Origin of the sequence: Roseivirga sp., assembly GCF_049099775.1 — a bacterium.
GTDB lineage: Bacteria > Bacteroidota > Bacteroidia > Cytophagales > Cyclobacteriaceae > Roseivirga.
Map to the genome: position 1 here is coordinate 214,094 of NZ_JAGDZM010000001.1, position 25,785 is coordinate 239,878.

The 25,785-nt window shown below is 39.8% G+C and carries 24 protein-coding genes; 13 read left to right on the top strand and 11 right to left on the bottom strand.

Annotated features, from left to right (window positions below; all coding sequences use genetic code 11):
* Nucleotides 1-40 precede the first annotated feature (40 nt).
* Nucleotides 41-1,492, bottom strand: coding sequence for a PLP-dependent aminotransferase family protein (locus JXQ92_RS00980; protein ID WP_421984710.1), 1,452 nt, complete (start codon nt 1,490-1,492; stop codon nt 41-43).
* A gap of 100 nt (nt 1,493-1,592) precedes the next feature.
* Between JXQ92_RS00980 and JXQ92_RS00985 the strand changes: the two genes are divergently transcribed.
* From JXQ92_RS00985 to JXQ92_RS00995, 3 genes are all read left to right on the top strand, one after another.
* Nucleotides 1,593-2,270: a pyridoxamine 5'-phosphate oxidase family protein gene (locus tag JXQ92_RS00985; RefSeq protein WP_421984711.1), complete on the top strand. Its 678-nt coding sequence runs from the start codon at nt 1,593-1,595 to the stop codon at nt 2,268-2,270.
* Between the two features lie 83 nt (nt 2,271-2,353).
* The gene (locus JXQ92_RS00990) at nt 2,354-3,514 is read left to right on the top strand and encodes a class I SAM-dependent methyltransferase (RefSeq protein ID WP_421984712.1); all 1,161 of its coding nucleotides are present in this window, start codon (nt 2,354-2,356) and stop codon (nt 3,512-3,514) included.
* A gap of 225 nt (nt 3,515-3,739) precedes the next feature.
* Nucleotides 3,740-4,780 carry a Fic family protein gene (locus tag JXQ92_RS00995; protein WP_421984713.1) on the top strand — a complete coding sequence of 347 codons (1,041 nt, stop codon included), beginning with the start codon at nt 3,740-3,742 and terminating at the stop codon, nt 4,778-4,780.
* A gap of 51 nt (nt 4,781-4,831) precedes the next feature.
* Here JXQ92_RS00995 and JXQ92_RS01000 read toward each other — a convergent pair whose 3' ends face one another.
* The 3 genes from JXQ92_RS01000 to JXQ92_RS01010 all read right to left on the bottom strand — a co-directional run bounded on the left by JXQ92_RS01000 (nt 4,832) and on the right by JXQ92_RS01010 (nt 11,653).
* Complete coding sequence (locus tag JXQ92_RS01000; protein WP_421984714.1) at nt 4,832-8,212, bottom strand: methylmalonyl-CoA mutase family protein; 3,381 nt, start codon at nt 8,210-8,212, stop codon at nt 4,832-4,834.
* A gap of 73 nt (nt 8,213-8,285) precedes the next feature.
* Nucleotides 8,286-10,487 carry a patatin-like phospholipase family protein gene (locus tag JXQ92_RS01005; protein ID WP_421984715.1) on the bottom strand — a complete coding sequence of 734 codons (2,202 nt, stop codon included), beginning with the start codon at nt 10,485-10,487 and terminating at the stop codon, nt 8,286-8,288.
* On the bottom strand, nt 10,484-11,653 hold the full coding sequence (locus tag JXQ92_RS01010) for a THUMP domain-containing class I SAM-dependent RNA methyltransferase (protein ID WP_421984716.1): 1,170 nt from the start codon (nt 11,651-11,653) through the stop codon (nt 10,484-10,486). The genes JXQ92_RS01005 and JXQ92_RS01010 overlap by 4 nt, the downstream gene beginning before the upstream one ends.
* A 112-nt stretch (nt 11,654-11,765) precedes the next feature.
* On the opposite strand from JXQ92_RS01010, the gene JXQ92_RS01015 reads away from it, so the two are divergent.
* Both JXQ92_RS01015 and JXQ92_RS01020 read left to right on the top strand, forming a co-directional pair.
* Nucleotides 11,766-12,263 (top strand): DUF4494 domain-containing protein, encoded by a 498-nt coding sequence (locus tag JXQ92_RS01015; RefSeq protein WP_421984717.1) that lies wholly within the window; start codon nt 11,766-11,768, stop codon nt 12,261-12,263.
* Entirely contained in the window at nt 12,247-12,504 is a 258-nt protein-coding gene (locus JXQ92_RS01020; RefSeq protein ID WP_421984718.1) for a hypothetical protein, read from the top strand. The genes JXQ92_RS01015 and JXQ92_RS01020 overlap by 17 nt, the downstream gene beginning before the upstream one ends.
* Before the next feature lie 64 nt (nt 12,505-12,568).
* Here the strand turns inward: JXQ92_RS01020 and JXQ92_RS01025 are convergent, their stop codons facing one another.
* Both JXQ92_RS01025 and JXQ92_RS01030 read right to left on the bottom strand, forming a co-directional pair.
* Complete coding sequence (locus tag JXQ92_RS01025; protein ID WP_421984719.1) at nt 12,569-12,937, bottom strand: hypothetical protein; 369 nt, start codon at nt 12,935-12,937, stop codon at nt 12,569-12,571.
* On the bottom strand, nt 12,934-13,509 hold the full coding sequence (locus JXQ92_RS01030) for an RNA polymerase sigma factor (RefSeq protein WP_421984720.1): 576 nt from the start codon (nt 13,507-13,509) through the stop codon (nt 12,934-12,936). Before JXQ92_RS01030 ends, JXQ92_RS01025 begins: the two co-directional genes overlap by 4 nt.
* A gap of 246 nt (nt 13,510-13,755) precedes the next feature.
* Here JXQ92_RS01030 and JXQ92_RS01035 point away from each other — a divergent pair, with 246 nt between their 5' ends.
* On the top strand, nt 13,756-14,493 hold the full coding sequence (locus JXQ92_RS01035) for a PKD domain-containing protein (protein ID WP_421984721.1): 738 nt from the start codon (nt 13,756-13,758) through the stop codon (nt 14,491-14,493).
* Here JXQ92_RS01035 and JXQ92_RS01040 read toward each other — a convergent pair.
* Entirely contained in the window at nt 14,490-14,969 is a 480-nt protein-coding gene (locus JXQ92_RS01040) for an MOSC domain-containing protein (RefSeq protein ID WP_421984722.1), read from the bottom strand. The genes JXQ92_RS01035 and JXQ92_RS01040 overlap by 4 nt on opposite strands.
* A gap of 112 nt (nt 14,970-15,081) precedes the next feature.
* Between JXQ92_RS01040 and JXQ92_RS01045 the strand changes: the two genes are divergently transcribed.
* A complete protein-coding gene (locus JXQ92_RS01045; RefSeq protein WP_421984723.1) occupies nt 15,082-16,503 on the top strand; it encodes an amidohydrolase family protein in 1,422 nt (473 codons plus the stop codon).
* A gap of 9 nt (nt 16,504-16,512) precedes the next feature.
* Here JXQ92_RS01045 and JXQ92_RS01050 read toward each other — a convergent pair whose 3' ends face one another.
* Together JXQ92_RS01050 and JXQ92_RS01055 are read right to left on the bottom strand one after the other, a co-directional pair.
* The gene (locus tag JXQ92_RS01050; protein WP_421984724.1) at nt 16,513-17,310 is read right to left on the bottom strand and encodes an alpha/beta hydrolase; all 798 of its coding nucleotides are present in this window, start codon (nt 17,308-17,310) and stop codon (nt 16,513-16,515) included.
* A gap of 2 nt (nt 17,311-17,312) precedes the next feature.
* Complete coding sequence (locus tag JXQ92_RS01055; protein ID WP_421984725.1) at nt 17,313-18,182, bottom strand: alpha/beta hydrolase; 870 nt, start codon at nt 18,180-18,182, stop codon at nt 17,313-17,315.
* A gap of 96 nt (nt 18,183-18,278) precedes the next feature.
* Here JXQ92_RS01055 and JXQ92_RS01060 point away from each other — a divergent pair, with 96 nt between their 5' ends.
* Both JXQ92_RS01060 and JXQ92_RS01065 read left to right on the top strand, forming a co-directional pair.
* Nucleotides 18,279-18,965 (top strand): hypothetical protein, encoded by a 687-nt coding sequence (locus JXQ92_RS01060; protein ID WP_421984726.1) that lies wholly within the window; start codon nt 18,279-18,281, stop codon nt 18,963-18,965.
* 9 nt (nt 18,966-18,974) lie between these two features.
* Complete coding sequence (locus JXQ92_RS01065) at nt 18,975-20,090, top strand: FG-GAP repeat domain-containing protein (RefSeq protein WP_421984727.1); 1,116 nt, start codon at nt 18,975-18,977, stop codon at nt 20,088-20,090.
* Between the two features lie 4 nt (nt 20,091-20,094).
* Here JXQ92_RS01065 and JXQ92_RS01070 read toward each other — a convergent pair whose 3' ends face one another.
* Nucleotides 20,095-21,171 (bottom strand): aromatic ring-hydroxylating oxygenase subunit alpha, encoded by a 1,077-nt coding sequence (locus JXQ92_RS01070; RefSeq protein ID WP_421984728.1) that lies wholly within the window; start codon nt 21,169-21,171, stop codon nt 20,095-20,097.
* 69 nt (nt 21,172-21,240) lie between these two features.
* Between JXQ92_RS01070 and JXQ92_RS01075 the strand changes: the two genes are divergently transcribed.
* The 4 genes from JXQ92_RS01075 (at nt 21,241) to JXQ92_RS01090 (ending at nt 25,305) form a co-directional block, all read left to right on the top strand.
* On the top strand, nt 21,241-22,548 hold the full coding sequence (locus JXQ92_RS01075) for an amino acid permease (protein WP_421984729.1): 1,308 nt from the start codon (nt 21,241-21,243) through the stop codon (nt 22,546-22,548).
* Entirely contained in the window at nt 22,545-23,420 is an 876-nt protein-coding gene (locus JXQ92_RS01080) for a dimethylarginine dimethylaminohydrolase family protein (RefSeq protein WP_421984730.1), read from the top strand. Before JXQ92_RS01075 ends, JXQ92_RS01080 begins: the two co-directional genes overlap by 4 nt.
* A gap of 69 nt (nt 23,421-23,489) precedes the next feature.
* On the top strand, nt 23,490-25,079 hold the full coding sequence (locus JXQ92_RS01085) for a M1 family metallopeptidase (protein ID WP_421984731.1): 1,590 nt from the start codon (nt 23,490-23,492) through the stop codon (nt 25,077-25,079).
* A gap of 40 nt (nt 25,080-25,119) precedes the next feature.
* Nucleotides 25,120-25,305 (top strand): hypothetical protein, encoded by a 186-nt coding sequence (locus JXQ92_RS01090; protein WP_421984732.1) that lies wholly within the window; start codon nt 25,120-25,122, stop codon nt 25,303-25,305.
* A gap of 4 nt (nt 25,306-25,309) precedes the next feature.
* On the opposite strand, the gene JXQ92_RS01095 is transcribed toward JXQ92_RS01090, so the two are convergent.
* Nucleotides 25,310-25,777 carry a 3-oxoacyl-ACP synthase gene (locus tag JXQ92_RS01095; protein WP_421984733.1) on the bottom strand — a complete coding sequence of 156 codons (468 nt, stop codon included), beginning with the start codon at nt 25,775-25,777 and terminating at the stop codon, nt 25,310-25,312.
* Nucleotides 25,778-25,785: the final 8 nt, after the last annotated feature.

Consider the following 25,785-nt stretch of genomic DNA (forward strand, 5'->3'; position numbering starts at 1 on the left):
TTCTGCACTTGGGGACAAAATCAAATAATATATTTTGTCTTTACTCAGCGATCGATATAATCGCTTCTTTTAAAATTTCGACTACCCTTTGTTGTTCTCCCAAATCCAACGAAGCAAATCCCATTCTTATACCATTGTGGCCTATCTTTGTCCTGTCATAATTCTGGTAGTTCGGTATCACCAAGTCTTTCTTTAAACAAAACTCCGCGATGGCCGACCAGCTCAACTCCTTTCTTAAGATTACCCAAACTGCCATTCCGCCTTCCGGAATTTTAAAGGATAAATAATCAGAAAGATGTTCTAATAAAAGGTTACAAAAATGGTCTCGTCTAGCATGATATAGTTTCAAGGCCTTTCTGCTATGCCTTTGCAAGTCTCCTTGTTGAATCATTTGAGCAATTGATCTTTCCATAATCGCATCCCCTTGCCTATCAATGATACGCCTTAAATGTCCGGCTGACGCAATGAAATCTTTAGGGGCAATTATGTAGCCAATGCGAATAGCTGGTGCTACAATTTTACACAGAGCCCCCATATAAATTACATTCCCGTTGGATGCAATGCTGATCAAGGGTAAAAGCGGTGCACGCTGATAGTGGAAGTCGTAATCATAATCGTCCTCCAAAATGGCAAAACCATACTCTCTTGACAATTCCACAAGGTGCATTCTTCTTTCGGCACTCATGGTTACGGTAGTCGGGTGGTGATGATGTGAGGTTACGTAAACAGAGCGTATTGTATATTCTTGACAAAGGGCCTCCACTTCATGTGTAACGAGCCCCTTCTCGTCTACAGAAACCTGCATGACTTGTGCTCCGGCATGCTCCAGTGTTAAGCTGGCAGCGATGTAATTCGTTTCACCAACGATAGAAATACCACCTTCCCGATGCAACAATTGACTGGAGAGATACATAGCCATTTGACTGCCGCGAGTAATTAGAATCTGATCTACACTGCACCTTAACCCACGTGTTTCTTGCAAGTGCTTAACCAGCACTTCTCTGAGCGAAAGATCTCCATAAAATGGCCCGTAGTTTAAATGCTTTGAATTGTATTTTCGTGAAATAACGCTCCTGTAGTGTCTAAATATCTCAGTTACAGGGGCTATTCTTACGTCTGGAGTGCCCTCATCTAATGTAAGGCCACTTGGCAAGGCTGGCTCTCTTCTATGGAGTGCTTCAATCCTATCAAATCCAAATGGTGCATTTTCCGAGAACCTCGCCTCTTGTACAAGGCCCTCTGGTTTAACTTCTGGCAATTGGCCGCTTACAAATGTGCCTTTCGACGGCACGCTAGCAATCCAGCCTTGACTCATCAATTCGTCATAGGCCGCCACAATAGTCTTTCGGTGGACAGAAAGCTGTACAGCCATATCTCGACTACCGGGTAACCTTAGGCCACTCGCTAGTACGCCCTGTTGTATTAAATGAATCAGCGCATTATGGATTTGTAGGTAAACAGCCTGCTCACCACCTCGCTTAATCTTAATCAAATTTTTAAATGCAATCATACCGGACTACTATAGTATTTACAACTGGATGATTATGATAGTCCAATTTAATGACATATTCGTTTGATCAAAAACTCAAAAGATGTCAGAATTCGAAAAAACCCAGTTGAATAAAGTGATTAGAGGCTCTAAAAGAGCTTCCTACGACAAAGATCAAATCAATAGCATTTTAGACTCACACTTCATATGCTACGTTCCCTACATTCATGGCAATACTTCCATCGTGATTCCTACCGCCTACGGCCGAAAAGGAAGTCAAATTTTGATTCACGGATCGAATAAGAATCGAATGTTGCTTTCATTATTAGACCAAGAACTAGCCAGTTTAACAGTAAGCCATATGGATGGACTAGTATTAGCCAGATCAGTTTTTCATCACTCAGTCAATTATAGATCGGTCACCGTATTTGGCAAAGCACATCTAATAGAAGATCGCAATGAGAAAATGGATGCACTTGAAATTATTACGGAAAACATTATTCCCGGCCGATGGAGTGAAGCTAGAATCCCCAATGAAAAAGAGCTAAATGGAACGTTAGTAGTTGCCATAGACATTGAAGAAGCTTCTGCCAAAATTCGCGACGTGGGAGCCAGCGATGAAGTGGCTGATCATGACTTAGATGTTTGGGCTGGAGTATTGGAAATCGATACAATACCTGGCAATATTGTACGCAATAAAGATTGCAAGCCAGGCCTACCTACTCCTGAATCAGTCAAGAATTTTACAATTCAAAATCATAATACCCAGCCGGAAGCTTAATACTTCAGAGAAAGGATGGCTTTCATTTATTTTGCTGTAAAACATCCGCAGAAATGTATCTTTGCGGAAGTAAGTAAAGATGTATGTCAAAAGAAGCGGAGTTATTAACCGAATTTCAATCAAGTATCGATAACGATTCCTTTGTTAGGCTAACACTCAGCAAACCAGTTGACAGCGCAGGAACATTAAAAAAAGTGATCATCTCCTTAGCATTTATAAAAAGAGAGGCACACTTATCGTTTGTTTATCGACATAAAACGAACGACGTTACAAAAAACTTCAAGATTAAAGAGGCATTTAACTCCCTTAAACCTCTAATTGAAAATGACTTTCAAATTGCTAACCTTTTCACAGTTAAGGCAGACTTTCAATATGAAAGAAATGGGTCGAAAAGTAGGTTAAGAAGCACTAAGCCTTCTTTTAAAACTACTCCCAGCCGAGGTCATGACAAGGAGAAAAAGCACTTGATTCAAGACACTGAATATTTAAAACAACTTGGCGTTTTGGATAAAAATGGTCGAGTTCTGAAGGATAAAGGCGACAAGTTCAAGCAGATAAATAAGTTTGTTGAGGTAATTGAAAGCCTAATTAAAAACAGTGAATTAAACACGACAGATAAACCTGTAAAAGTAGTGGACATGGGCTCTGGAAAAGGTTATCTAACTTTTGCTCTTTACGACTATTTATCGACCCAACTGAAACTACCTACTACAATAACTGGTGTTGAGGTTCGTCAAGATCTAATCGATAAGTGTAACCGGATTGCGAAAGCCGTTAATTTTGAAAATCTCGACTTCCAGCTGGGTTATATCGCAGATTTTTCGCTCGATAAAACCAATATTCTCATCGCCCTCCATGCTTGTGATACCGCCACTGACGATGCAATTGCCAAAGGAATGGCAGCCGAGGCTGAGCTGATTATCTGTGCGCCTTGTTGCCACAAACAAGTTCGAAAATCAATGTTGGTGAACGATGAACTTGATAGTGTTTTACAGCATGGAATTCTTAAAGAACGCCAGGCGGAAATTGTTACAGATGCCATCAGGGCCTTGATTATGGAGGCTAATGGCTACAAAACAAAGGTTTTCGAATTTATATCTACCGAACACACTGGCAAAAACTTGATGATCGTGGGTGAGAAGAAAAAACAAAACCCAAACCCACAGCAATACTTAGGCGAAGTTGAAAAACTGAAATCTCAATTCGGCATTTCACACCATTACTTAGAAAGCTTAATCAGCTAAAGAAAATTGCTTCTGTACACTGAATGAAATCAATCGATTTTAATGTATACCCTTTTCATTCTATTATGAACAGCGTTTAAGCTTAAAAGCCAATCTTGAGAAAGTAGTCAATCGTATCATTATTGCATTTTTTCGTATCAAATCGTATCACTACCGATCGTATCATTATCGTATATAATCGTATCATATCGTATCATTTATAATAATTTTTCGTACATTCAATATATGATCACGGAAGTCTATACCTTCAAAATTGACCTCAATTGGCACCTAATGCGCCTTGTGAGTCAAATTGATCGATTTGACGCCTCCTGGTCATCTATTGAAAAAAGAGAAGGTAATAGCTTACGAGAACTTAAGTCTATTGCGACCATACGAAGTGTAGGTGCCTCTACGAGAATAGAAGGCTCTAAAATGTCGGATAAAGAAGTTGACGTACTGCTTAAAAACATCGATGTTTCGAAACTGACAGACAGAGACTCTCAAGAGGTTGCTGGTTATTTCGATGTACTCGACCTTATCTCAGATTCATTTAAGCATATTCCATTAACAGAAAACGGAATAAAGAACTTACATAAAACGCTTTTACGCTACAGCGAAAAAGATAAGTGGCATCGTGGCGATTACAAACAGCATAGTAACGCTGTAGAGGCGAAACTTCCAGACGGGAATAAACAAGTTATTTTTAGAACTCCTGACCCAGGCTTTCCTACGCAAGATGCCATGGGTGATTTAGTGAATTGGTATAAAAAGGATAAAGACACGCCTACCTTAATAAAGTGTGCGCTGCTTGCCTACGAATTTGTCAGCATTCACCCTTTTCAAGATGGAAATGGCAGAATGAGTCGATTACTCTCAACACTGGCATTGCTCAAAGAGGGCTACAATTGGATACAGTACGTTAGTTTAGAGCATGAAATTGAATTTCAAAAAAATAAGTACTACCAAACACTCAGGTCATGTCAGGCACAGCGACCACATGAAGATATAACAGCATGGATTCACTTCTTTTTTAATGCTTTAATCAAGGTACAAAATCAACTCATGAAAAAGCTTAGCAGACAAGGTATTATGGCTGGGCTTTCCCCACGAGAAAAGGCTATCATTACCATAATCAGTGAACGACCTGGTACTAAATCGGGTGAAATTGCTAAACGCTTAGAAATACCTAATCCCACAGTAAAGAGGATTCTAGGGCAACTTCTCGAGGCTAAACTAATAGAGAAACACGGTGCTGGCGCAGGCACTAATTATACCTCACTATAAAACAGGATGTTCAAGGGTAGCTCATTGACTACGCAAAAACACTTTAAAACCTTACATATTCCTTCTATACTGGCCGCCTACTTCAAAGAGTGCGCTCGTGATCTGACCTAAAGAGCAGTATTTACAAGCTTCCATTAATTCTTCAAACAGGTTGTCATTTTGTATAGCTGCTTTCTGAAGTCGTTTAATGATCTCCTTTTGCTTTGGCTCATTTCCTTTATGCAGATCGCCGAGCATAGTAATTTGGTACTCTTTCTCTTCCGTTGTCGCCCGAATTACTTCTTTCGGCAACACAGTAGGAGAACCTTTAGAGCTTAGGAATGTATTTACACCAATAATCGGAAATTCACCCGTATGCTTCAGCGTCTCGTAGTAAAGTGACTCTTCTTGAATCTTGCTGCGCTGATACATAGTTTCCATGGCACCAAGCACACCACCTCTTTCAGTGATTCGATCGAATTCCATTAAAACAGCTTCTTCCACCAAATCCGTCAGTTCTTCCGTAATAAATGAGCCCTGCATTGGGTTCTCATTTTTAGCCAAACCAAGCTCCTTGTTAATGATCAACTGAATGGCCATTGCTCTTCTCACCGACTCTTCAGTTGGTGTAGTAATCGCTTCGTCATAAGCATTGGTATGCAGCGAATTACAGTTATCATAAATCGCATAAAGTGCCTGAAGCGTAGTTCTGATATCGTTGAAATCGATCTCTTGCGCATGAAGTGATCTACCCGAAGTTTGGATATGATACTTAAGCATTTGCGCTCTTGAGTTGGCACCATACTTATTCTTCAAGGCTTTAGCCCATATTCTTCTAGCCACACGTCCGATTACCGCATATTCTGGATCGATACCGTTTGAAAAGAAGAAAGAAAGGTTAGGACCGAATGCATTGATGTCCATGCCTCGGCTTAAATAGTATTCTACGTAAGTAAATCCGTTTGATAAAGTAAAGGCCAACTGAGTAATTGGGTTGGCACCAGCTTCTGCGATATGATACCCTGAAATGGAAACAGAATAGAAATTCCTTACTGCTTTTTCGATAAAGTATTGCTGAACATCGCCCATTAAACGAAGGGCAAATTCTGTAGAGAAAATACACGTATTCTGTGCCTGATCTTCTTTTAAAATATCGGCTTGAACGGTACCTCGAACTACTGAAAGCGTTTTGGCTTTAATAGGTTCGTAAACTTCGGCAGGTAACACTTGGTCTCCAGTTACACCGAGTAACATTAAACCTAAACCATCATTTCCTTCAGGTAAATCACCCTGATATTGCGGTCTGGCTACGCCTTTGGCTTTATATATTTTTTCAATCTTAGCTTCAACCTCTTTTTCAAGGCCATTCTCCTTAATGTAAATTTCACACTGCTGATCGATGGCGGCATTCATAAAGAAGCCTAGCAACATCGGCGCAGGACCATTGATTGTCATAGAAACAGACGTGGTTGGGTTTGATAAATCAAATCCAGAGTACAGTTTCTTAGCGTCATCTAAACAGCAAATACTTACACCGGCATTACCGATTTTACCATAAATATCTGGGCGATGATCTGGGTCATTTCCATAAAGCGTGACAGAATCAAATGCGGTTGATAACCTAGCCGCTGGCATTCCTAAACTTACATAGTGAAACCTTCTATTGGTTCTTTCTGGGCCACCTTCCCCTGCAAACATTCTTGTAGGATCTTCCCCTTCTCTTTTGAAAGGATAAATTCCTGCTGTAAATGGAAATTCACCTGGCACATTCTCTTGCAAAGACCATCTTAAGATATCGCCCCAACTTCTAAACTTTGGTAGCGATACTTTTGGAATTTGAGTGTGTGAAAGTGATTCAGAATGTGTCTGAATGTTGATCTCTTTATCACGTACCTTAAAGGTGTAGACAGGATCAGTATATTTCTTTTTCTTAGTTTCCCACTGTTCAATCAGTTGCCAATTGCGCGGATCAAGATCGAGTTTTACTTGCTCGAATGACTCTTGCAAACCTTTAACCAGACGATCGCGGTCTTCAAGGTTAGCACTTTTGATTGTTTCTATTGATCGGTGAAGTCCGTATAATTTATCTGCCACTTCCGCTTGTGTAAGGGCAATTTCATCATAAGACCTATTGCTTTCTGATATTTCTGAAAGGTATCTAGTTCTCTTTGGTGGAATCACAAATATCTTTTCAGACATCTCATTAGTGATCTCGAAAGTAGAATTAAGTTCCGCACCTGTTCTATCAACCACTTTATCCATGATCACTTTATATAGTGAGTTCATTCCCGGATCGTTGAATTGGCTAGCGATGGTGCCATAAACTGGCATTTCGTCAACATTGGCCGTCCAAAGACCGTGGTTACGCTGGAATTGCTTCTTTACATCACGAAGCGCGTCTAATGCGCCACGTTTATCGAATTTATTGAGCGCGATGACATCGGCGAAATCGAGCATATCGATCTTCTCTAGCTGAGTCGCTGCCCCATATTCAGGCGTCATCACATACAATGAAACATCCGAGTGGTCTAGAATTTCGGTATCTGACTGACCAATTCCAGAAGTTTCTAAAATGATAAGATCGTATTGTGCGGCCTTTAGTACTTGAACAGCTTCGCGAACGTGCTTGGACAAAGCCAAGTTAGATTGGCGAGTCGCTAAAGAACGCATATAAACGCGGTCGTTATTAATTGAATTCATACGAATTCTATCACCTAATAATGCACCACCTGTTTTTCTTTTTGATGGATCAACAGAAACAATCGCAATGGTTTTGTCTTCAAAATCAATTAAAAACCTTCTAACCAGTTCATCTACTAAAGATGATTTTCCAGAACCACCTGTTCCTGTAATTCCTAAAACCGGCGTATCGATGGCCTTGGCCATATCATGCACTTGATCAATATGAGCCTTTGACTCTTCAGGGAAATTCTCAGCCGCAGAAATTACGCGGGCAATAGCTTTTGTATTCTTTTCAACAAGATGTTTTGTCTCTCCGTTTAAATTTTCACCAGTAGCAAAATCACACCTTTCAACCATGTCGTTGATCATGCCTTGCAAGCCCATGGCACGACCATCGTCAGGAGCATAGATTCTGGTTATTCCATAGTCCATCAGCTCCTTAATTTCTTCTGGCAAAATTACACCGCCGCCACCGCCAAAAATGCGTATATGCTCACTCCCCTTTTCCTTAAGGAGATCATACATATACTTAAAGTACTCGTTATGCCCACCTTGATAAGACGTCATCGCAATTGCTTGAGCGTCTTCTTGAATAGCAGTATTTACTACCTCTTCCACACTTCTATCATGCCCTAAATGAATCACTTCACAGCCAGTGGCTTGAATTATTCTTCGCATGATGTTGATGGCTGCATCGTGCCCATCGAATAATGAGGCTGCAGTAACTATTCTGATTTTATTCTTAGGCTTATAAGGTGCTACTTCTTGCATAGTTTTTGCCATTTAAAAACGGAGCTCAAAGTTAGCTAAAAACCGTGATTTTCCTAACAAGTGTTAGGCAGTATTATTGAATTGAAACAGCCTTAGAATACCGAGAAAGGACTTTTTGATTTTTTTTCTGATGAATGGCATTTAGGATATTGAGTTTTTCTATCTCTGTTAGACGCCAACTGAGTGATGCTCTATTACTTGCATCTTCAGCATTGATGTATTCAAATTCTAATCTTCTTAAATGATTACCCATCCCTGACTTTGTCACTTCAAAAAACTGATCGTTTTTGATGGTTTGAACTTTATCCCAACTCTGATAGGCCGATCGAATTGGCGAAAGCGCTCTCTCCAAAAAGTTCTTAGACTCAACAGGTCCAAGTGCTTCATTTTTATCGGAATCTCGGATTGTTAGTAGGACAACTTCGCTGGTATTCTCTAGAATCCATTCTTTAAATACATTCACAAATACGAGTGCATCCACTACCCCATAATTATCAGAAATACCTGCATCGGCAATTTGAATTGGCGGATCGGTTGGTAGCGTGATAGTAGGCGTAACATAAGGGAATGTGGCGCTCATTCGCAAGGCAGTTAAAAAACGTAGGCTATCGGGTTGCTTCCCCTTCATTAGCGCTCTAAAATCTACCCCTTGCGTTATACTTTCTCCATTCGGTCTTAGGTTCAAGAAAGCGACTGGCTGAGGAGAAATATTCAATTTTCTTCCATCATTTGTGATCAAAGGGCTGACGAGCAGGGCGGGTATATCGCCATTATACTCTGCTTTCTGATAGGCTGATATAGGTAGATCTAAATGACCATTTAAGTTTTTTGATAAATTCGATTCAAACTCATAGCCTCTCTCCTTTTTGTAAACTTGTCCTCCAGATTCAAAACTCTTGGCTTTATAAAAAATGTCATTGATCAGCAGTGAAAAAATCAATGGGTTCAAAAGTTCTTGACCGATTTCTTCAATATGCTTTTCTGACTGAAGGTCTTTTTTTGCCCAATACAAGTCTCTAAAAAACGCAGCCCCTATTAATCCACCGGATGCTCCCGTAATCAAGAAGGTTTCCTTCATCAGGTTTCCATTTGTAACTGAATCAGCGTGACGAAGCACGTTTACGGTCCATAACGCAGAGCGCTGACCTCCTCCGCTAACGGCTACCAAAGTCATTCTTGGCTTTACTTGACCTGTTTTCTTCTTCCAGTTCTCCAACATTTCAAGCCAATGAGCCTTCGAATCGGCAATTGCCTCGGCAGACGCTAATTCATCCACAACATCGAGAGAATATTCAGTTTTTGGTCCTGAATAGTCAAGTCCATAAGCTGGGTATTCATAGCCAAGATTAAATTCACTCGTCAAAATGTTAGCCAAAATGAACGCACCAATCACGGCAGTCACTACCCAAGATCTCATCCAATAACTCAGCGCTCCCGTGGCCATTACAATCATGGTCATTAACAAAATAGCTGATGCGGCAGCTGGTATCTGGAAAATTGGTGAGGATTGAAATACGCCCAACCCAATCAAAACCACTAGCAGCAACATCTCTACAACGATGGCATTGCGTTGATTTTGCTTGAAAATTCCTAGGATAGCTATTCGGTCGTAATACTTTTCATAACGTCTGGTGGAATGGAACTTCAGTTTTAAAGAGAAGTAGTAAAGCACTTTTACCTTCTTCTTTTTAAGTCTTCTAAGCTTTTGAAAAGCGTTATATTTTTTTGCAGGATTTTTGGCAACTCTTACTGATTTGCTCGAAAATACTTTCTGAATGTCGCGGTTTGTTCTAGTAAAGTATAGGAACAGAAAACAGAGCATTAAGATATAACCGGACAACAGTCCCAGCAGCGCTATTATAATTCGTGCATTTTCGTAGAGTTCTACATTCAGCTGAAATGTAATTACCCTATGAATATAGAATGCCAAAAATGCGAGGGGAATAAGCGCATTATTCAGGCAATAATGCGAAAATGGCCTTGGCAGCGTTCCTAAGAAGGGGAAACGAAAACCGTCTAAAATATAACTGGTAATATTAAAAGCCATGGAAAAACCAGCCAGCGCAATCCCAATGATTAAGAACCCCCAAAAGCCAACAGTACCAATATAAATTGGGTCTAAGAACAGAAAAGGTAGCCCAAGCGCTTTACCGAATTTTCCATCTACAATTGCAAAAAGCGTTACCCAATAAAGCAAAAGGAATTGGTTGTGCTTAATATGCACAAGGAGTAGCTTAATCGGAAAGCTATGAACAATGGCCTTTAGAATTTTCAATCCTGCCCTTTCTTGGTTCCTTGATATAATTCATACCTCAACAATCTACATTCAATTCTACCATTAAAAAATGGAGTTCTGGCAGATGTTCGCAAACCTATACGCTTGGCAACGTTTAAATTACCAGTGAATACAAAGCCTGTATATCCTTGACAACTTTTCTTAAAGAAATCCCCTATTTCGCCATAAAGTGCTTCAAGGTCTTTGTCGGCTCCCAGTCTTTCGCCATACTCCGGATTCATCATAATGGTACCCGTTTCTATTGGAATAGGTGTCTTTCTAAAGTCGCACAGTTGAAATTCGATCAGCTTGGCCACACCTGCTTTTTTGGCATTTCGGTTGGCTGCCCAAAGCGCATTTTTACTGAGATCGGTGGCGATTATCTTAAAATCGGGCGCTTCTTTCACCTGTAAACCAGCCAGTCGTTGATACCCTGCCCAGCCTTCCTGATCATATCCTTTAATGTGCATGAAACCAAAGTTTTCACGCATCAAGCCCGGTGCTTTGTTAATTGCCATCAGTGCCGCTTCAATGGCTAGGGTACCGCTACCGCACATGGGATTCACGAAAGTGCTCTTTTTATCCCAACGTGATGCAATAATCGTTGATGCCGCTAAAGACTCAATCATCGGTGCTTTAAAAGGTATTTCTCGGTAGCCATGCTTAGAAATAGTAGCACCTGAGGTATCAAAATAGATACGAACTTTATCGTCTTTCCAGTACAGATGAATTACCGTTTTGTCCCGATCGGGACCAGAATCAGGCCGTTTTCCTGTTACTTCCGTCATTCTATCGGCAATAGCATCCTTTACCCTTACATTGGCAAACCTGTCATCGGTAATACTTTCATTTCTTACGTAAGAAGTAATTGAGATGTATCCGTCATTGTCCAGATAATTTTCCCACGGGATGGCTTTTATTTTCTTGTAAAGTTCGTTCGCGTTGTTGGCTCTAAAGCGTTGAATCTGAAATAAAACCCTATTCGCGGTACGCAAGTACATGTTCAATCGCATACAATCGTCCATATATCCTGAAATTTCTACTTCAGAAATACTTTGACTCTGGACTTCATAGTCTAGGTTTTCTAGCTCTTTGGCCAGCCAAGGGCTTTGTTGTGGAAAACAAGTAACTACAATGGCGCTTTTATAGGGAAATACACTACTCATGGACTGCGAAATACGTCAGATCAGAAATGATTCAAAAATAATCTAAGGCTTTTCGTTCAAAGCCTTTCATTCTCATGATTGAATTTTAACTTCGCATTCCAAATTTATTGTTATGCAAAACTGGTTTACCTGTAAGGTTAAGTATCAAAAAGAAGACGAAAACGGAAGAGTAAAAAACGTGACTGAAACCTACTTGGCGGATGCGCTTTCTTTTACTGAAGCTGAGGCTAAAATTTATGATGAGATTGGCCAACGTGTAATGGGCGAATTTCAGGTAACGAGTATAGCTAAAAGTAAAATTATAGACGTTTTTGAATACCCGGAAGGTGATGTTTTCTACCAGGCGAAAGTTTCTTACATGGTTGGCGATGCCGACACCGGAAAGGAAAAAAAGGTAACCAACTTAATGATTGTTCATGCTTCTGACATTCGCATAGCTTGGGATCGTATTCACGAAAGCTTAAATAATATGTTGGTGACTTTCGTGGTACCAGAAATTAAAGAGTCTCCAATTTTAGAAGTATTTCATCACGTGAAATCCGACGAGGAGAAAATTCCTGATAACCTTACACCTGTTTCTGAATTAGAAAGCGATGAACAAGACGTTTAATAATGTTTCGGCGAACACTTTTCAGTGTTTAGGGTCAAAACTGAAAGAACAAGGCCTCGCTTTTGATGGCACATCTGGTTACCTCAGTAAAAACGGTATTTCAACTGACTACCATTTCGACGAGGCACAGCAGACACTTTCTATTTCGAATTTGGAGGTGGGTTTCCCTGCTTCTTTAGTGGGTATGAATGCCGAAAAAGTAATGGGTATACTTCAAAAGGCGATTGACGATTGTAGGTAAACTATAATAGAGTGCCCCTCTGACCAGAGGCACTCTTGGATCGACATTTCGAATACTTGACCTATTATTTTTCCGAAGTGATCATTTGTTCAAGATTGGCAAGTCGCTGTTGTACCTCCAATAAACTTGTTGTTCTTAATCTAAGAAACATCCCAATCGTAGTTAGAATAGCGACCACTAGACTTAAGCAGCCAAAAACGATAAGAAATGGTATAAATGTCTGTGACAACGAATCATAAGGAACAACACCGGCTCTGTATAGCCCAAGTAGCTTGTGGTATTCTTGCAAAGTCATGATCAGGTAGATAGATAGCACCAACAAGGTAGCCCCCCATGCAACTCTGCTGATGCGTTTAATGAGTAAGTCTCTTTTCTTCTCTTTTTCAATCATCGCCCAAACTGGGTCGTTTGTTGTTTTGTTAATCTCATTCATGATTCTTCAATTTTAGTTTTTATCAATTCTTTAATCTTCTGTTTTCCGTTATAAATCCTTGATTTGACTGTACCTAATGAGCAGCCAGTGATCAAAGCGATTTCATCATAATCCATTCCTTCAAGAAAGTTCAACACCAAGACTTCTCTTAATTTGGTCGATAATTGCTGCAACGCTTCATGCACTACTTGATTATTAAGCAATTCTACCTCATCATCGACTGACCTCTCTTGCAGATCATTATGGTCTTTGGTCATCATCTCTTGAAACTCCGAATCTCTTTTTGAGCTTCTGAAATAATCAAGCGCTTTATTTCTAGCGATCTGAAAAAGCCAAGTTTTGAATCTTTTTGGTTCTGATAAACTAGCAACCCGTTTATAGATAGTAAGCCAAACTTCTTGATTTAAATCTTCGGCCTGTTGGTCTTTTACAAGGTTTTGTAAAAACCTCAACGTGCTTTTGCTAAACTTTAAGAACAATCCTTGAAAAGCATTTTCATCACCAACTTGAGCACGCATTACTAGAAAGTAAAGCTGGAGATCGGTTGGTTTCGGATTATTCTGTTTTGACATTTAATTGTCCTTATTAACAATGTTCGCCCCTAGAGACGTCTCATTTTTTTGATAGTTCAAAATCTCTGAAAAATTATTTCACTTTTTATTCCTCAGCACTAAAAGCCTTGATTTCAGTCTTTAAGTAGATTTGGTTTTATCTCATCTAAGATTGTTTCTATTATTCAACATTGCGTTTGAATAAGGGAAAGCATTTAACAAAAGTGTCTTTAAGTTGAACCTCACACCGTACAAAAATTTTAGGCTATGAAAAATCTTAACAAATTCCTGATCTTAACCCTAATCGCTTTAGTTTTTTCATGTAAAGATGATGAAGCGCCAGCGGTAATCCCTACTACTTTATTTACACAAGATCGTGATTTTATAGAATCCAACGAGGACATTACCTTCAGCAATAACAGTACTGATGCCGTAAGTTATTCTTGGAATTTTGGCGATAATTCAGCCTTATCTACTGATGAAAATCCAGTACATACTTATACTTCAACAGGAGATTTTACAGTAACACTTACAGCAACAAGTGAAACTGGCGACCAATCAACGAGTACGCGAAGTGTCACTGTTGGTGAGCGTTGGGTGGTTGCTTTGGGTATAAATGCTATCCCGTTTACTGATCAAAATGGTGACCCTTGGGATGAAGACAACTCTGGTCCAGATTTACTGTTTGGCTTTGCCAAAGCAGACGCAGAAACATTTTTACCATACAATATTACTGATGGACTAGATATACAACCTTCGGATATTCCAACCGGTGGCACTTTACCGCCAGCAAATCAGGAAGTTCTTACAGATGAAGATTGGGCTTTCATATTCATTGACAATGATGAACCACTCGATGATTTAAATCAATCGACTATTATGGCTTCTTTTCTTGTAAACCCTGTAACGGTTACAAGCGAAAAAGACTACTCGGATGGTACAGGTACTTTCGTTTTCGAATCCTTAGGGTTTAGCTTCATCATTGCATTTGAAATAAGAAACTAGTCTAACACAACGAGTGAGTCTCCTACTCCAATTTCTCCCGAGGCAATAATTTTACATGTTATACCGCCGTGTCCCCTCATCGCGTTGTAGCCTCCCTTACCAAAATTTTCTTCCATTCTAGAACATGGATGACATTCACCAGTATATTCTAAAACTGCATCACCAATTCGGAACTTTTTATGCTTCAACGCCAATAAATTAATCCCTGTCGTGACAATATTTCTTCTTGTTAATAAGGGGTCGATTTTCTCTTTACCCAACATAGAAGCAGCGGCACGTAAATGCTCTAAGGCGATAATGGTCACCTGTCGCTTACCTCCCTTGCTCGCATAATGATCGCCCTCAAGGCCCACAGATGCTTTGGCATTTACCCTTTCTCTAATTTCAGGAGCTGCCCTTCTCTCAGGACGAATAGTGATTATTTCAACCTTTCCGGGTTGGGCAAACTGACGCATTAAATCTTCAATGGATTTCATAGAGTGCTGTTGATCGAATTTAGAAGAGAAGAAGCATTAATACAATCATTACAACTCTAATCATGAAGTTTAAGGGATTTGCTTATCTTCCAATCATCTTAAACAGAACACTATGAATTTCAGGTTATTTTTTACTGTTTCAATTCTCTCTTTATTCACCCTTACTGCCTACAATCAAGAATTCTCAAGAGCCGTAAAACCTTATGTAAGTATGCAAGAAGGCGCAGTGGCCATTACACACGCCAAAGTAGTTGACGGCACTGGCGGAGCAATCAAAACCAATCAAACAATCATTTTCAAGGACGGTATAATTACTCATTTTGGAAATGATAGAGATATTCAAATACCCGCTGATACGAAGGTGGTAGATGCCACAGGAAAAACTGTAATTCCTGGTTTAGTAATGCTTCATGAACATATCTTCTATCCAAAACCAGCCGATGGGTTCTTTAGCGTAGCACAAATGACATTTACCTTTCCGAGGTTATACCTAGCAGGAGGGGTAACAACTATGAGAACAGCCGGAAGTATTGAACCTCAGACTGATCTTAATATTCGAAAAGCCATTCAAGAAGGTAAAATGTTAGGACCAAAAATGGATTTAACCAGTCCATTTATTGAAAGAGCTGGAACTCCAGTGCCAGAAGTAGGTGTAATTGAAAGTTCAGATGATGCCGCCGAGATGGTAAACTACTGGTCGAAACGTGGCATTAACTCCTTTAAAGTTTATCAGAATGTAACTAAAGAAGACTTAAGGCGAGTAGTTGAAGCTGCACACGCTGTCGGCAAAAAAGTGACAGGCCATATATGTTCTGTTACTTACCGAGAAGCTGCTGAAATCGGCATTGATAATATTGAACATGGCTTCTTTCAAAGTTCCGACTTTGTAGGTGATAAAATAGCGGACTTTTGCCCTGCATTTAAAAGAGGTAGGGCTCTAAGCGGGCTTTCTCCCGACAGTCCTGAGATGAAATCACTCATGGATTTTCTGATTGAAAAAGATGTTGCCATCACTTCAACACTACCTGTTTTTGAGCCTTACACTGATAGAGAAATTGTTCTTGGTGGTGGATTACAAGCCATGAGCGAAGATTTTCAAAAAAGTCTTACTGCCAGTCACAAGAGAAGACAAGGACGTGACTCAACATCTTTGGTCGACTTTAAGAAACAGATGGCTTGGGAAAAATCGTTTTATGAAGCAGGCGGAAAACTTTTAGCTGGAACAGACCCAACGGGTGCCGGTAGAACCATTGCTGGCTATGCAAATCAAAGAGTAATCGAATTATTCATTGAAGCAGGGTTTTCTTTAGCCACGGCCATAAAAATTTCATCTCTTGATGGCGCTAAATTTCTTGAAAGGGCTAATAAAGTCGGTTCTATTGAAGTTGGGAAGCAAGCTGACATCGTGCTGATAAATGGCGACCTTGAAGCCGATGTTTCTAATATCAGAAAAATGGAAATCGTCTTTAAAGATGGTATCGGTTTCGATTCACAAAAGATTTTTGAATCTATGAAAGGGAAAGTCGGGAAATAGGAACCTTTGTTACCTCAGGACTTCTTTTAAACTCTTCTGAAAAACATCGAAAGTAGCTAAGTTCTTGTGCTCCCCTCCTTCGATTGTGAAGAAGGAAACCTGGTCCGGGGGTAATGATTTATAGAGCTTTTGTGCCGACTTATATGGCACCACGGTATCTTCTGTTCCGTGAAATATGTATACCGGGCAATCTGCTGTTTTTAAATACTTATAACTCTGAAAATTATACCTCAAAGCTAACTTTGAAGGGTAAATTGGGTAATAGCGCTGTGCCACCGCAGACAAAGAGTAATACGGCGTTTCAAGTATTAACCTTTTGGGCTGATGTTTCCCCGCAAGCCATGAAGCAATACCTGTACCTAAAGACCTACCATAAAGTGTGATCTCCTGTTCATTATATTTTTTTAAAGCGTACTGATAGAACAGTTCGGCGTCTTCCAGAAGTATTTTCATAGAACGCTCACCACGACTTTTTCCAAAACCACGATAATCCATTACCAACACATCATAGTTGAGTTTTACATAGTCGTTTACAATATCACCCCAACGCGTGAGGTCACCACGATTACCATGAAAGTATAGGATTAGGCCTTTGGCAGAATCGGCCTTAAAGTGCAATGCATTCAAATAGCCTCCATTGGGAGCTTGTAAATTCAGTTCTTCGAATTCACTTTCGAATTGGAATTCAAAAGACTCGTCTAACTCACCATCGAGAAAAATAAAGCGCTCTTGAAATTTATAGAGCAGCAATGCGCCTATTAAGTAGACGAGAAGAAGTGACGAACCAACGATCAGCAAGCGTTTCAATTTTAATGTTTTTGTTTCTTACTCTTTCGCTTAAAGTTCAAGCTAGTTTCGGCCGGGTCGATCGCCTTTGGCAGTTTGGAGTTGAGCACTTCTTCTATCATTCTATGGTATTCTTCAAAGGTATTCAGGTTATTATGCCCCCCACCTATTACAGAGTAAAGTCTGGTATTTTCCGACCTGATTTTAGACAATGATACCGCCGTTTTAAAAGGAATCAACTTATCGTTTGTTCCATGGATAATCTTGATAGGACAATCGACATATTTCAACCATTGATGGGTTCGAATCGGGAATTTTAAGAGCAACGATACCGGCATAAATGGAATATAGCGCTTAGTTACTTTGGCCAAACTATAATATGGAGATTCGAGCACTAACATTCTTGGGTTATTAGTAGATGCCAGCTTAGCGGCGAAGCCAGAACCTAAAGATCGGCCATAAAGAATGATGTATTTTTCGGCAACCTGCTCCTTGATTTGGTCATAGACATATTGCAAATCATCCTTTATGCTATCCTCAGTTCGCTTGCCTGTACTTTTTCCAAAGCCACGGTAGTCTACCATCATAACGTCGTAGCCCATTCGGGTAAAATCGATAGCAAACTTCCCCCAGCCCTTAAGCGATCGTGAATTTCCTTTTAGGTAAATAACTACTCCTTTGGGTTCCTCTATATGAAAGTGAATGGCATTGATATTAACCCCGGGTTCTTTTTCAAGGTTGTACTCTTGAAACTTTAGATTGGGGTATTTGAATTGAAAATCTTTGGGGAGTTTCTCAGGCTTAAAAAGGAAACGTTCTTGGGCAAAGTAGATTACAAAGTTGGCCACCAGATATGCTATTCCTATTAGGATGAGAATTGTACTGGTTTCCATGAAAACAAGATATTAAAACTCATTGGTATTCCAATACATGGCAAAATTTGACTTCTCAAAGTCGATTACTTCTCAATTTGTGTATCTTCATTTGAAATGATCATCAAACCAACTTATCAAAAGTTAGTAATAGGCGTTCTATTCTTATCCCTTCTGGGATGTGACGCTTTCAAAGCGCAAAGAGAATTGGTTTCTTTTATCCCTGATGACTATAAAATTTTCGAGAAGGTAGTTGGTGATCTAAATGCTGATGGCATCAATGATAGCATATACATTGTCAAAAAAATCGGTAAAGATGGTATGTTCACGAGGGAAGACGGCGAGGTATTAGACCGAAATCGGCGTGGGATAATGGTGTTTTTGAGCAATGGAGAAAAGTGGAAACTTGCGGTAAAAAATCTAGATTGTTTTTCATCTGAAAATGAGTACGGTGGTGTTTACATGCCTCCAGAGCTGTACGTTCACGTGAAAGAAGGGCTCTTAAATGTTCATTTCGGACATGGCCGATATGGATATTGGATGTATTCCTTTAAACTCGACGAATCTAACCTGAACCTGATAAAGTATGTCTTAAGCAACAATTACGGACCAATTGTAGACAAAATAGAAAGTCTAGATTTTTTAACGAAAAGGAAACTGATCAAGACCAACATAAATGATCAAATCAAAGAAGGGGAAGATGAGGTCTTCGAAGAAAAGTGGTCAGATTTTCATCAAGACGAAATGATCACCTTATCTTCTATAGTTGACTTCGAAAAACTTGCTCTAACTGATATTTATTAATCTACCGCTATGAAGAAAGTATTTATCATATGCCTAATGTTTTCCGTTGGCATTATTCAAGCCCAAGAGTTTGAATTGCGTAGCAGCAACCGCTACATACTTGGCACAAAGAAGGATAGAACCGCATCTATAAGCATGGGCGATGTGGATGGTGATGGGGATATCGATGCGGTTGTCGCTAATGGCAGGCATTGGCCATTACAAAACCTAGTTTTCTTCAATGATGGTCGAGGCATATTTACGGTTTCTCAGCCACTAGATATTACCAGCGAAACAAGTTATGCTACAGAACTCGCCGACCTTGATGGCGATGGGGACTTAGATGTAGCTGTTGGCAATGATAATGCACCTAATATGCTATACTTCAATGATGGGATGGGGAATTTTAAACGAGGCCCAAGTTTCGGGAAACGATACTCCAATACGAGAAACCTTACACTTGCCGATCTTGATCAAGATGGTGATATTGACATTCTAATTACCAACAGAGGTCAAGAAAACGAGATTTGTCTGAATAATGGTAAAGGTGAATTTTCTGAGCCTATAGGGTTTGGCGCGAAAGATGATTCTACTATTGATGTAGAAGTGGCAGACATAGACAGTGACGGTGACTTAGACTTGATCTTGGCAAATAGGGATGGACAATCAAATGCCGTTTACTTAAATGGTGGCGATCTGGATTTTTCAACAAAGATTCCCTTTGGAACTGGTACTGATGAAACCAGAGCGGTGGCTATCGCTGATATTAATCAGGATGGTATTTTGGATATTATCACCTCCAACATAGGACAAGCCAACGCCATTTATTTTGGAGATAAAACTTTAGGCTTTAAAAAGAATACAATTTATGATATTGGAAAAGACAGGTCTTATTCTGTTACCGCAAGTGACATTGATCTAGATGGAGATATTGACATTATTGTAGCTAATGTATCGGGTACCAATTCAGTATTCTTAAATGAGAAGAATGGAGAAGAATGGACCAAAATAAGCGTAGGCCTTGAATTCAATACCTATGATATTATTGTGGCTGATTTAAACGCAGACGGCCGACCTGATATCATTGAAGCGAATTCAGATGAATTGAATGTTTTTCATATGAATTTCCTAAAAAAGAAACGGTAAGTATTTACTCATTCAAAAACTCCACTAAAAGTCTGTGGAAATGATGAACCCCTTTTTCCATTTCAGGAGAATAACGACCAGTTTGATAAACACTGGATTTCATACCTAATTGTACTCCTTCAACAACTTCTTCATCCTCTTGCTCCACCTTGTCTAGACCTGTACCAGCACCAAGATCTAGTTTGCCTTCATCATAAACATAGGAAATGAAGGTCACTTTTGTTTCCTCTTTTGAAATAGGCCTTACAATATTTACTGATAGTCCCCAAGGATAAAAGTTGAACATCATGTTTGGAAAAATCCAGAAGTAATAGGCCGCTATCGATTTGCCAAAATCTTCATGGGCTTCAGGAAAATCGAAGGTACTCTCATCACCATCGGCATAGCCAATTTGAAGATTTGCATGCTTAAAAAGTACGGTTTCATAATTCCCATAGTCCAGCGCAGCGTTAAGGTCGGCATGTACAAATGGAATATGGAAACCTTCTAAATAATTATCGCAATAAAGTGCCCAATGTGCCTTAATGTGGTAGTCTTTACCTCGATCAGAATAAAGCTTAAATTCTTCCAACGGCATAAATCCAACTTTTCGTTGCATCGCATCTATTACATCTGAAAAATCATAAGCATTACCGAGCGATGCAAATAGCCAAGGACCCCATTTCAATATTGGAAATTCATGTAAATTATCGGCCGGTCTTGGGAAGTTTTTGGCTTCTTTAAATTGAGGCATGTGCTGAAACTTGCCATCTAACCCAAACCTACGGCCATGATATGCACATGTAATACTTCTTGCCTTGGCGGGATGATGACACAATATATTTCCGCGATGTGTACAAACATTGGACAAGATGCTTAACTGCTCTCCTTCTCGACAAAGCAACATGGGTTCTTCAGTACCTTCAAATGTAAAGGGATGAACTGATCCAGTTTGAGACACTAAATCTTCACTACCTACAAATTGCCAAGACTTCGCAAACACCTTTTCTCGCAAACTTTCAAACACCTGAGTACTTCGATAAAAAGAAGAAGGCATTGTTTCGGCATATTCAATCTGGGGGTGAATTTCGTATTTAGGCATGTTCGACTATTCTTGATATCTTACTAGATCACTTATCGCAAAATACACAATCTCATTTGATCTTTTTACATGTCATTAAAACCTCAGAAATCCAAACAGCTAGGTCTTTGGACCACTACCTCTTTGGTAGTTGGCGGAATGATTGGCTCAGGGATATTTTCTATTCCGACAGCTTTAGCACCATACGGAGGAATAAGCTTGTTAGGTTGGGGTGTTGCCTCTGCAAGTGCATTAATTTTAGCACAAATATTTAGCAAGTTATCAAAAGTGATCCCGTCAAAAGGGGGACCATATGCTTATAGTAAAGTAGCATTTGGAGACCTCACCGCTTTTATAGTGGCTTGGGGCTATCTCATTTCTGTTTGGGCCTCAAACGCAGCTATCACCATTACTTTCGTTAGTTACCTTAGTGTCTTTTTCCCTGCATTGGCAGAAAATAATTTTCTAGCAGGACTGGTCTGTGTCTTAACACTCTGGTTCCTAACGGCAATCAATAGTCACAGTGTAAAGAGTGCTGGTCAACTTCAACTGGTTTCCACCATACTGAAAATTGTCCCTATTCTCACGATTACTATTGCCGGTTTCTTCTTTTTTCAAGTAGAACATTTTACGCCATTCAATCTGAGTGACAGTTCTAGTTTGAAAGCCATTACTATTACCACAGCCTTTTGTCTCTTTGCTTTTATGGGATTAGAAGCAGCCACAATTCCAGCAGGTAATATTAAAAACCCAAAGAAAACCATACCGAGAGCTACCATGTTCGGTACGGTGGTAGTTACACTCATTTATATTTTGAGTTCAGTCTCCCTATTTGGCATATTGCCTCCTGATCAACTATCAACTTCCGTGGCGCCATACGGTGATGCGGCTGCCAATATCTTGGGAGAAAATGCGCGCTACCTTATAGCTGCAGGTGCCTGTATTTCAGCATTTGGCGCCCTCAACGGATGGATTCTAATTCAAGGCCAATTGCCTATGGCCATGGCTGCAGATGGATTCTTACCTAAAATATTCTCGAAAACTAATAAGAACAATACGCCCAGTTTCGGAATTATTATTTCCAGTATTATTATAACACTTTTATTGGTAGCCAATCAATCCAAAGGACTTAACAACCTCTATTCATTTGCACTGCTATTGACAGCTGTAACCTTATTGATGTCATATATAACGAGCGCTGCTGCCTTCACCCATTTCTCGATAAAGAACAAATTTGGCTTTTCTGCCACGTTGAAGAATATGGCTTTGGGTATAATTGGCATTTTATTCTCAGTTTGGATGTTTATTGGCTCTGGGCTTGAGGCTAATCTCTGGGGTTTTGGAGGTGTAGTTTTAGGCTTACCCATCTATTTTTGGAGAAAGAAAAAGAATCAATGAAAACTTGTCATTCGGAATATGGAACTATCAAATCCCTTTGGATTAAACCGGTAACCGCTGCATTCCTTAATCAGCAAATCTTAAGTTCACAATGGAAGGAGCTCAATTACCTTGGTGAGCCGATATACCAGAAGTCACTTACCGAATACAAGGAATTTCAATCCAATTTCACAAGAGAGAATATTGAGCTAAACTTCTTTTCAGCCGATGATCATGTGATGATGGATTCTATCTATTGCCGCGATGCCGCTATAGCTACGGACTATGGCATGATCATATGTAATATGGGGAAAGGCGGAAGAATCAATGAACCTGAGGCACAGGCTAAGGCATATCGATCAGCAGGGTTTGAGATATTTGGTTCCATTAAAGCACCTGGAACATTGGAAGGTGGAGACGTGGCATGGCTTGATGATAAGACACTTGCGGTGGGACATACTTACCGGACCAACGAAGAAGGCATATCCCAACTGAAAGCTTTACTAAACCCGAAAGGCATAGAAGTAATCTCTGTAGCATTACCACATTACAAAGGCTCCTCTGACGTATTTCATCTCATGTCGATCTTAAGCCCAGTTGATAAAGACTTAGCTGTGGTCTATTCACCTTTAATGCCAATAACGTTCAGAGACACTTTATTAGATCGTGGCTTTAGGTTTGTGGAAGTACCAGAAGAAGAATTTGATTCGATGGGCTGCAATATATTAGCACTATCGGCAAGAAAATGTTTAATGGTGGCGGGAAACCCAATTACAGCAGCTAGACTAGAAGCCGAAGGTTGCGAAGTCATAACCTATCCAGGTGATGAAATCAGTGTTAAGGGAGGTGGTGGACCTACCTGCTTAACTCGGCCTGTTTATCGAGAAATCTGACACCCAATAAAAACGAGATTGTTGGCTCCCTTCTAATTTCATACATTCATTACTTTCAAACGAGACCTCATGAGACTTAGACTTTCAATCCTTGCTATATTACTCTCAACCTCCTTAATGGCTCAAAAACATCATGAGCGCTTAGAAAAAATTGATGTTCAGCATTATCAGTTTGCCCTGAAGCTTAATGATCAGAACGACCGCATTGAAGGAGTGGCTAAAATTGATATCAAGTTTAATAAAGACATTTCCGATTTCTATTTAGACCTAATTAATGAATCAGAAGGCAAAGGGATGAATGTAGATGGGATTTCAATCGACGGTCAAAAAACATCTTTTACGCATCAAAACGATCGGCTTACACTAGATTATAAGGGCAAAAAAGGTGATGTTAAAAAATTGATCATCTCTTATCAGGGCATTCCTAAAACGGGATTAGTCATTGCAGAAAATAAGCACGGCGATAGAACTTTTTTCGGCGATAACTGGCCAGACAGGGGTAGGCATTGGCTTCCTACTGTAGATCACCCTTCTGACAAAGCAACTGTAGAATGGATAGTGACTGCACCGAACTATTATCAAGTGATTGGAAATGGGCGTTTTGTAGAAAGAACAAATTTAACGGACGATTTAACTTTAACACATTGGCGATCTGATGTTGTAATTCCAACTAAAGTTATGGTGATGGGCGCTGCTCGGTTTGCCGTAGAAGAGGTCGGTGAAGTACATGGCGCTCCTATATCCACTTGGGTTTACCCGCAAGACAGAGAAAATGGCTTTTATGATTATAGCCAAGCTTACTCCATTATAGATTGGTTCATAAATAACATTGGCCCTTATCCATATGCTAAATTGGCCAATGTGCAATCCAAGACACAATTCGGTGGAATGGAGAACGCTAGTAATATCTTTTATTTTGAGAACTCTGTTACAGGTGAACGTGCTTTTGAAGGGCTTATCGCGCATGAAATTGCTCACCAGTGGTTTGGCAATTCAGCATCTGAAGCTGACTGGCACCATGTATGGCTAAGCGAGGGTTTTGCTACCTATTTCACCAATGTTTACATGGAAAAAACACATGGTAGGGATCGGTTTGTTGAAATGGTTAAAGAACAAAGGGATCAAATCATTACGTTTAGTAAAGGTCAAATGGTACCAGTGGTTAATACTGCAATCACGGATTATATGAAATTACTGAACACTAATTCTTATCAGAAAGGCGGCTGGGTGCTGCATATGCTAAGAAGAAAAGTCGGAGATGATCTTTTTTGGAAAGGTATTCGGGCATACTATAAAAAGTATACGCTTTCTAATGCATACACTGAAGACTTGCAACAGGTGTTTGAAACTGTTACCGGAACTGATTTAGATGCATTCTTTAAACAATGGATTTATACAGCTGGGCAACCCAATATTTTTGTTGATCACTCATATAAAAAAGGAGTTCTAAATCTTTTGGTGGTTCAAGAGCAAAGCGAAGTATTCGATTTTCCGTTAGAAATGGACATTGTTTTAAAAGATGGAACAATCCAACGCCATGTTATTCAAGTCAATGAAAAGCGACAGGCCTTTACGCTTGATTTGAAAGAAAAGCCTGCCACAATAGTACTTGATCCTGACAGTTGGTTACTTTTTGAGGGCAAAGTGTCAGGTAATTAAGAACTTACCTCAATGGAACAGCTTTTGATAGATTAGGAGTATGCCCAAATCAAAAGTTAAAAAGTTGTTGCTATACCTTCTTAGGACAATGCGCATTATGATGGTGGCTTATATGATGGGCATTGCCAACATTGTAAAACAAGAATCTCGTTTTATGGATGATTCTCTGTACAAAATAGAGGTGGTGGAAGAACAAGAAGACGACGAACCTTTCGAAGAGCTTTAAAATATTAAGAGACAGACTTTATTTCAGATTGCCTGCCTGCAAAAGTAATTGTATTCCCTTTTCGTTTATTCAGTAATTGCTGCCCGATAGGTGACATTGGGGAAATAACAAAATAATCTTGTCCTTCAACCGAAAACTTGCCCATTGAGGTGGCTATAAAATAGGCTGCGGTACTCGTCGTAACGAGGCTACCAAGGCCACAAATTTCTGCTGATCGATCAAGTTCTAGCGAACGTAATAGCTGTCTCGCCTTAACCGCTTCGCCCAACTGCTGATCAATTTTGCCCTTTTCTAGATTGATCATTTCTCGCCCTGTCTCATACTTATCCCCCATCGAACTTTTAGTATCGCTTTCTGCAGATTCTTTCAAAGCACTCATTTCGGTATGAAGGTTTTCGATTCTTTCCTCAACCTGTTCTAGGCAAATACTGTATAGCTTTTTCTTGATCTCGGACACCTTGCAATGTCGCATATGTTCTT

Bases quoted from the DNA above. Each gene is read 5' to 3' on its own strand.
- JXQ92_RS00990 (WP_421984712.1), top strand. From the start codon at position 2,354: ATGTCAAAAGAAGCGGAGTTATTAACCGAATTTCAATCAAGTATCGAT.
- JXQ92_RS01060 (WP_421984726.1), top strand. From the start codon at position 18,279: ATGATCATCAAACCAACTTATCAAAAGTTAGTAATAGGCGTTCTATTC.
- JXQ92_RS01010 (WP_421984716.1), bottom strand. From the start codon at position 11,653: ATGAGTAGTGTATTTCCCTATAAAAGCGCCATTGTAGTTACTTGTTTT.
- JXQ92_RS01030 (WP_421984720.1), bottom strand. From the start codon at position 13,509: ATGTCAAAACAGAATAATCCGAAACCAACCGATCTCCAGCTTTACTTT.
- JXQ92_RS01000 (WP_421984714.1), bottom strand. From the start codon at position 8,212: ATGCAAGAAGTAGCACCTTATAAGCCTAAGAATAAAATCAGAATAGTT.
- JXQ92_RS01070 (WP_421984728.1), bottom strand. From the start codon at position 21,171: ATGCCTAAATACGAAATTCACCCCCAGATTGAATATGCCGAAACAATG.
- JXQ92_RS01065 (WP_421984727.1), top strand. From the start codon at position 18,975: ATGAAGAAAGTATTTATCATATGCCTAATGTTTTCCGTTGGCATTATT.
- JXQ92_RS01025 (WP_421984719.1), bottom strand. From the start codon at position 12,937: ATGAATGAGATTAACAAAACAACAAACGACCCAGTTTGGGCGATGATT.
- JXQ92_RS01015 (WP_421984717.1), top strand. From the start codon at position 11,766: ATGCAAAACTGGTTTACCTGTAAGGTTAAGTATCAAAAAGAAGACGAA.
- JXQ92_RS01020 (WP_421984718.1), top strand. From the start codon at position 12,247: ATGAACAAGACGTTTAATAATGTTTCGGCGAACACTTTTCAGTGTTTA.
- JXQ92_RS01085 (WP_421984731.1), top strand. From the start codon at position 23,490: ATGAGACTTAGACTTTCAATCCTTGCTATATTACTCTCAACCTCCTTA.
- JXQ92_RS01095 (WP_421984733.1), bottom strand. From the start codon at position 25,777: ATGCGACATTGCAAGGTGTCCGAGATCAAGAAAAAGCTATACAGTATT.
- JXQ92_RS01090 (WP_421984732.1), top strand. From the start codon at position 25,120: ATGCCCAAATCAAAAGTTAAAAAGTTGTTGCTATACCTTCTTAGGACA.
- JXQ92_RS01045 (WP_421984723.1), top strand. From the start codon at position 15,082: ATGAATTTCAGGTTATTTTTTACTGTTTCAATTCTCTCTTTATTCACC.
- JXQ92_RS01075 (WP_421984729.1), top strand. From the start codon at position 21,241: ATGTCATTAAAACCTCAGAAATCCAAACAGCTAGGTCTTTGGACCACT.
- JXQ92_RS01080 (WP_421984730.1), top strand. From the start codon at position 22,545: ATGAAAACTTGTCATTCGGAATATGGAACTATCAAATCCCTTTGGATT.
- JXQ92_RS01040 (WP_421984722.1), bottom strand. From the start codon at position 14,969: ATGAAATCCATTGAAGATTTAATGCGTCAGTTTGCCCAACCCGGAAAG.
- JXQ92_RS01055 (WP_421984725.1), bottom strand. From the start codon at position 18,182: ATGGAAACCAGTACAATTCTCATCCTAATAGGAATAGCATATCTGGTG.
- JXQ92_RS00985 (WP_421984711.1), top strand. From the start codon at position 1,593: ATGTCAGAATTCGAAAAAACCCAGTTGAATAAAGTGATTAGAGGCTCT.
- JXQ92_RS00995 (WP_421984713.1), top strand. From the start codon at position 3,740: ATGATCACGGAAGTCTATACCTTCAAAATTGACCTCAATTGGCACCTA.
- JXQ92_RS01035 (WP_421984721.1), top strand. From the start codon at position 13,756: ATGAAAAATCTTAACAAATTCCTGATCTTAACCCTAATCGCTTTAGTT.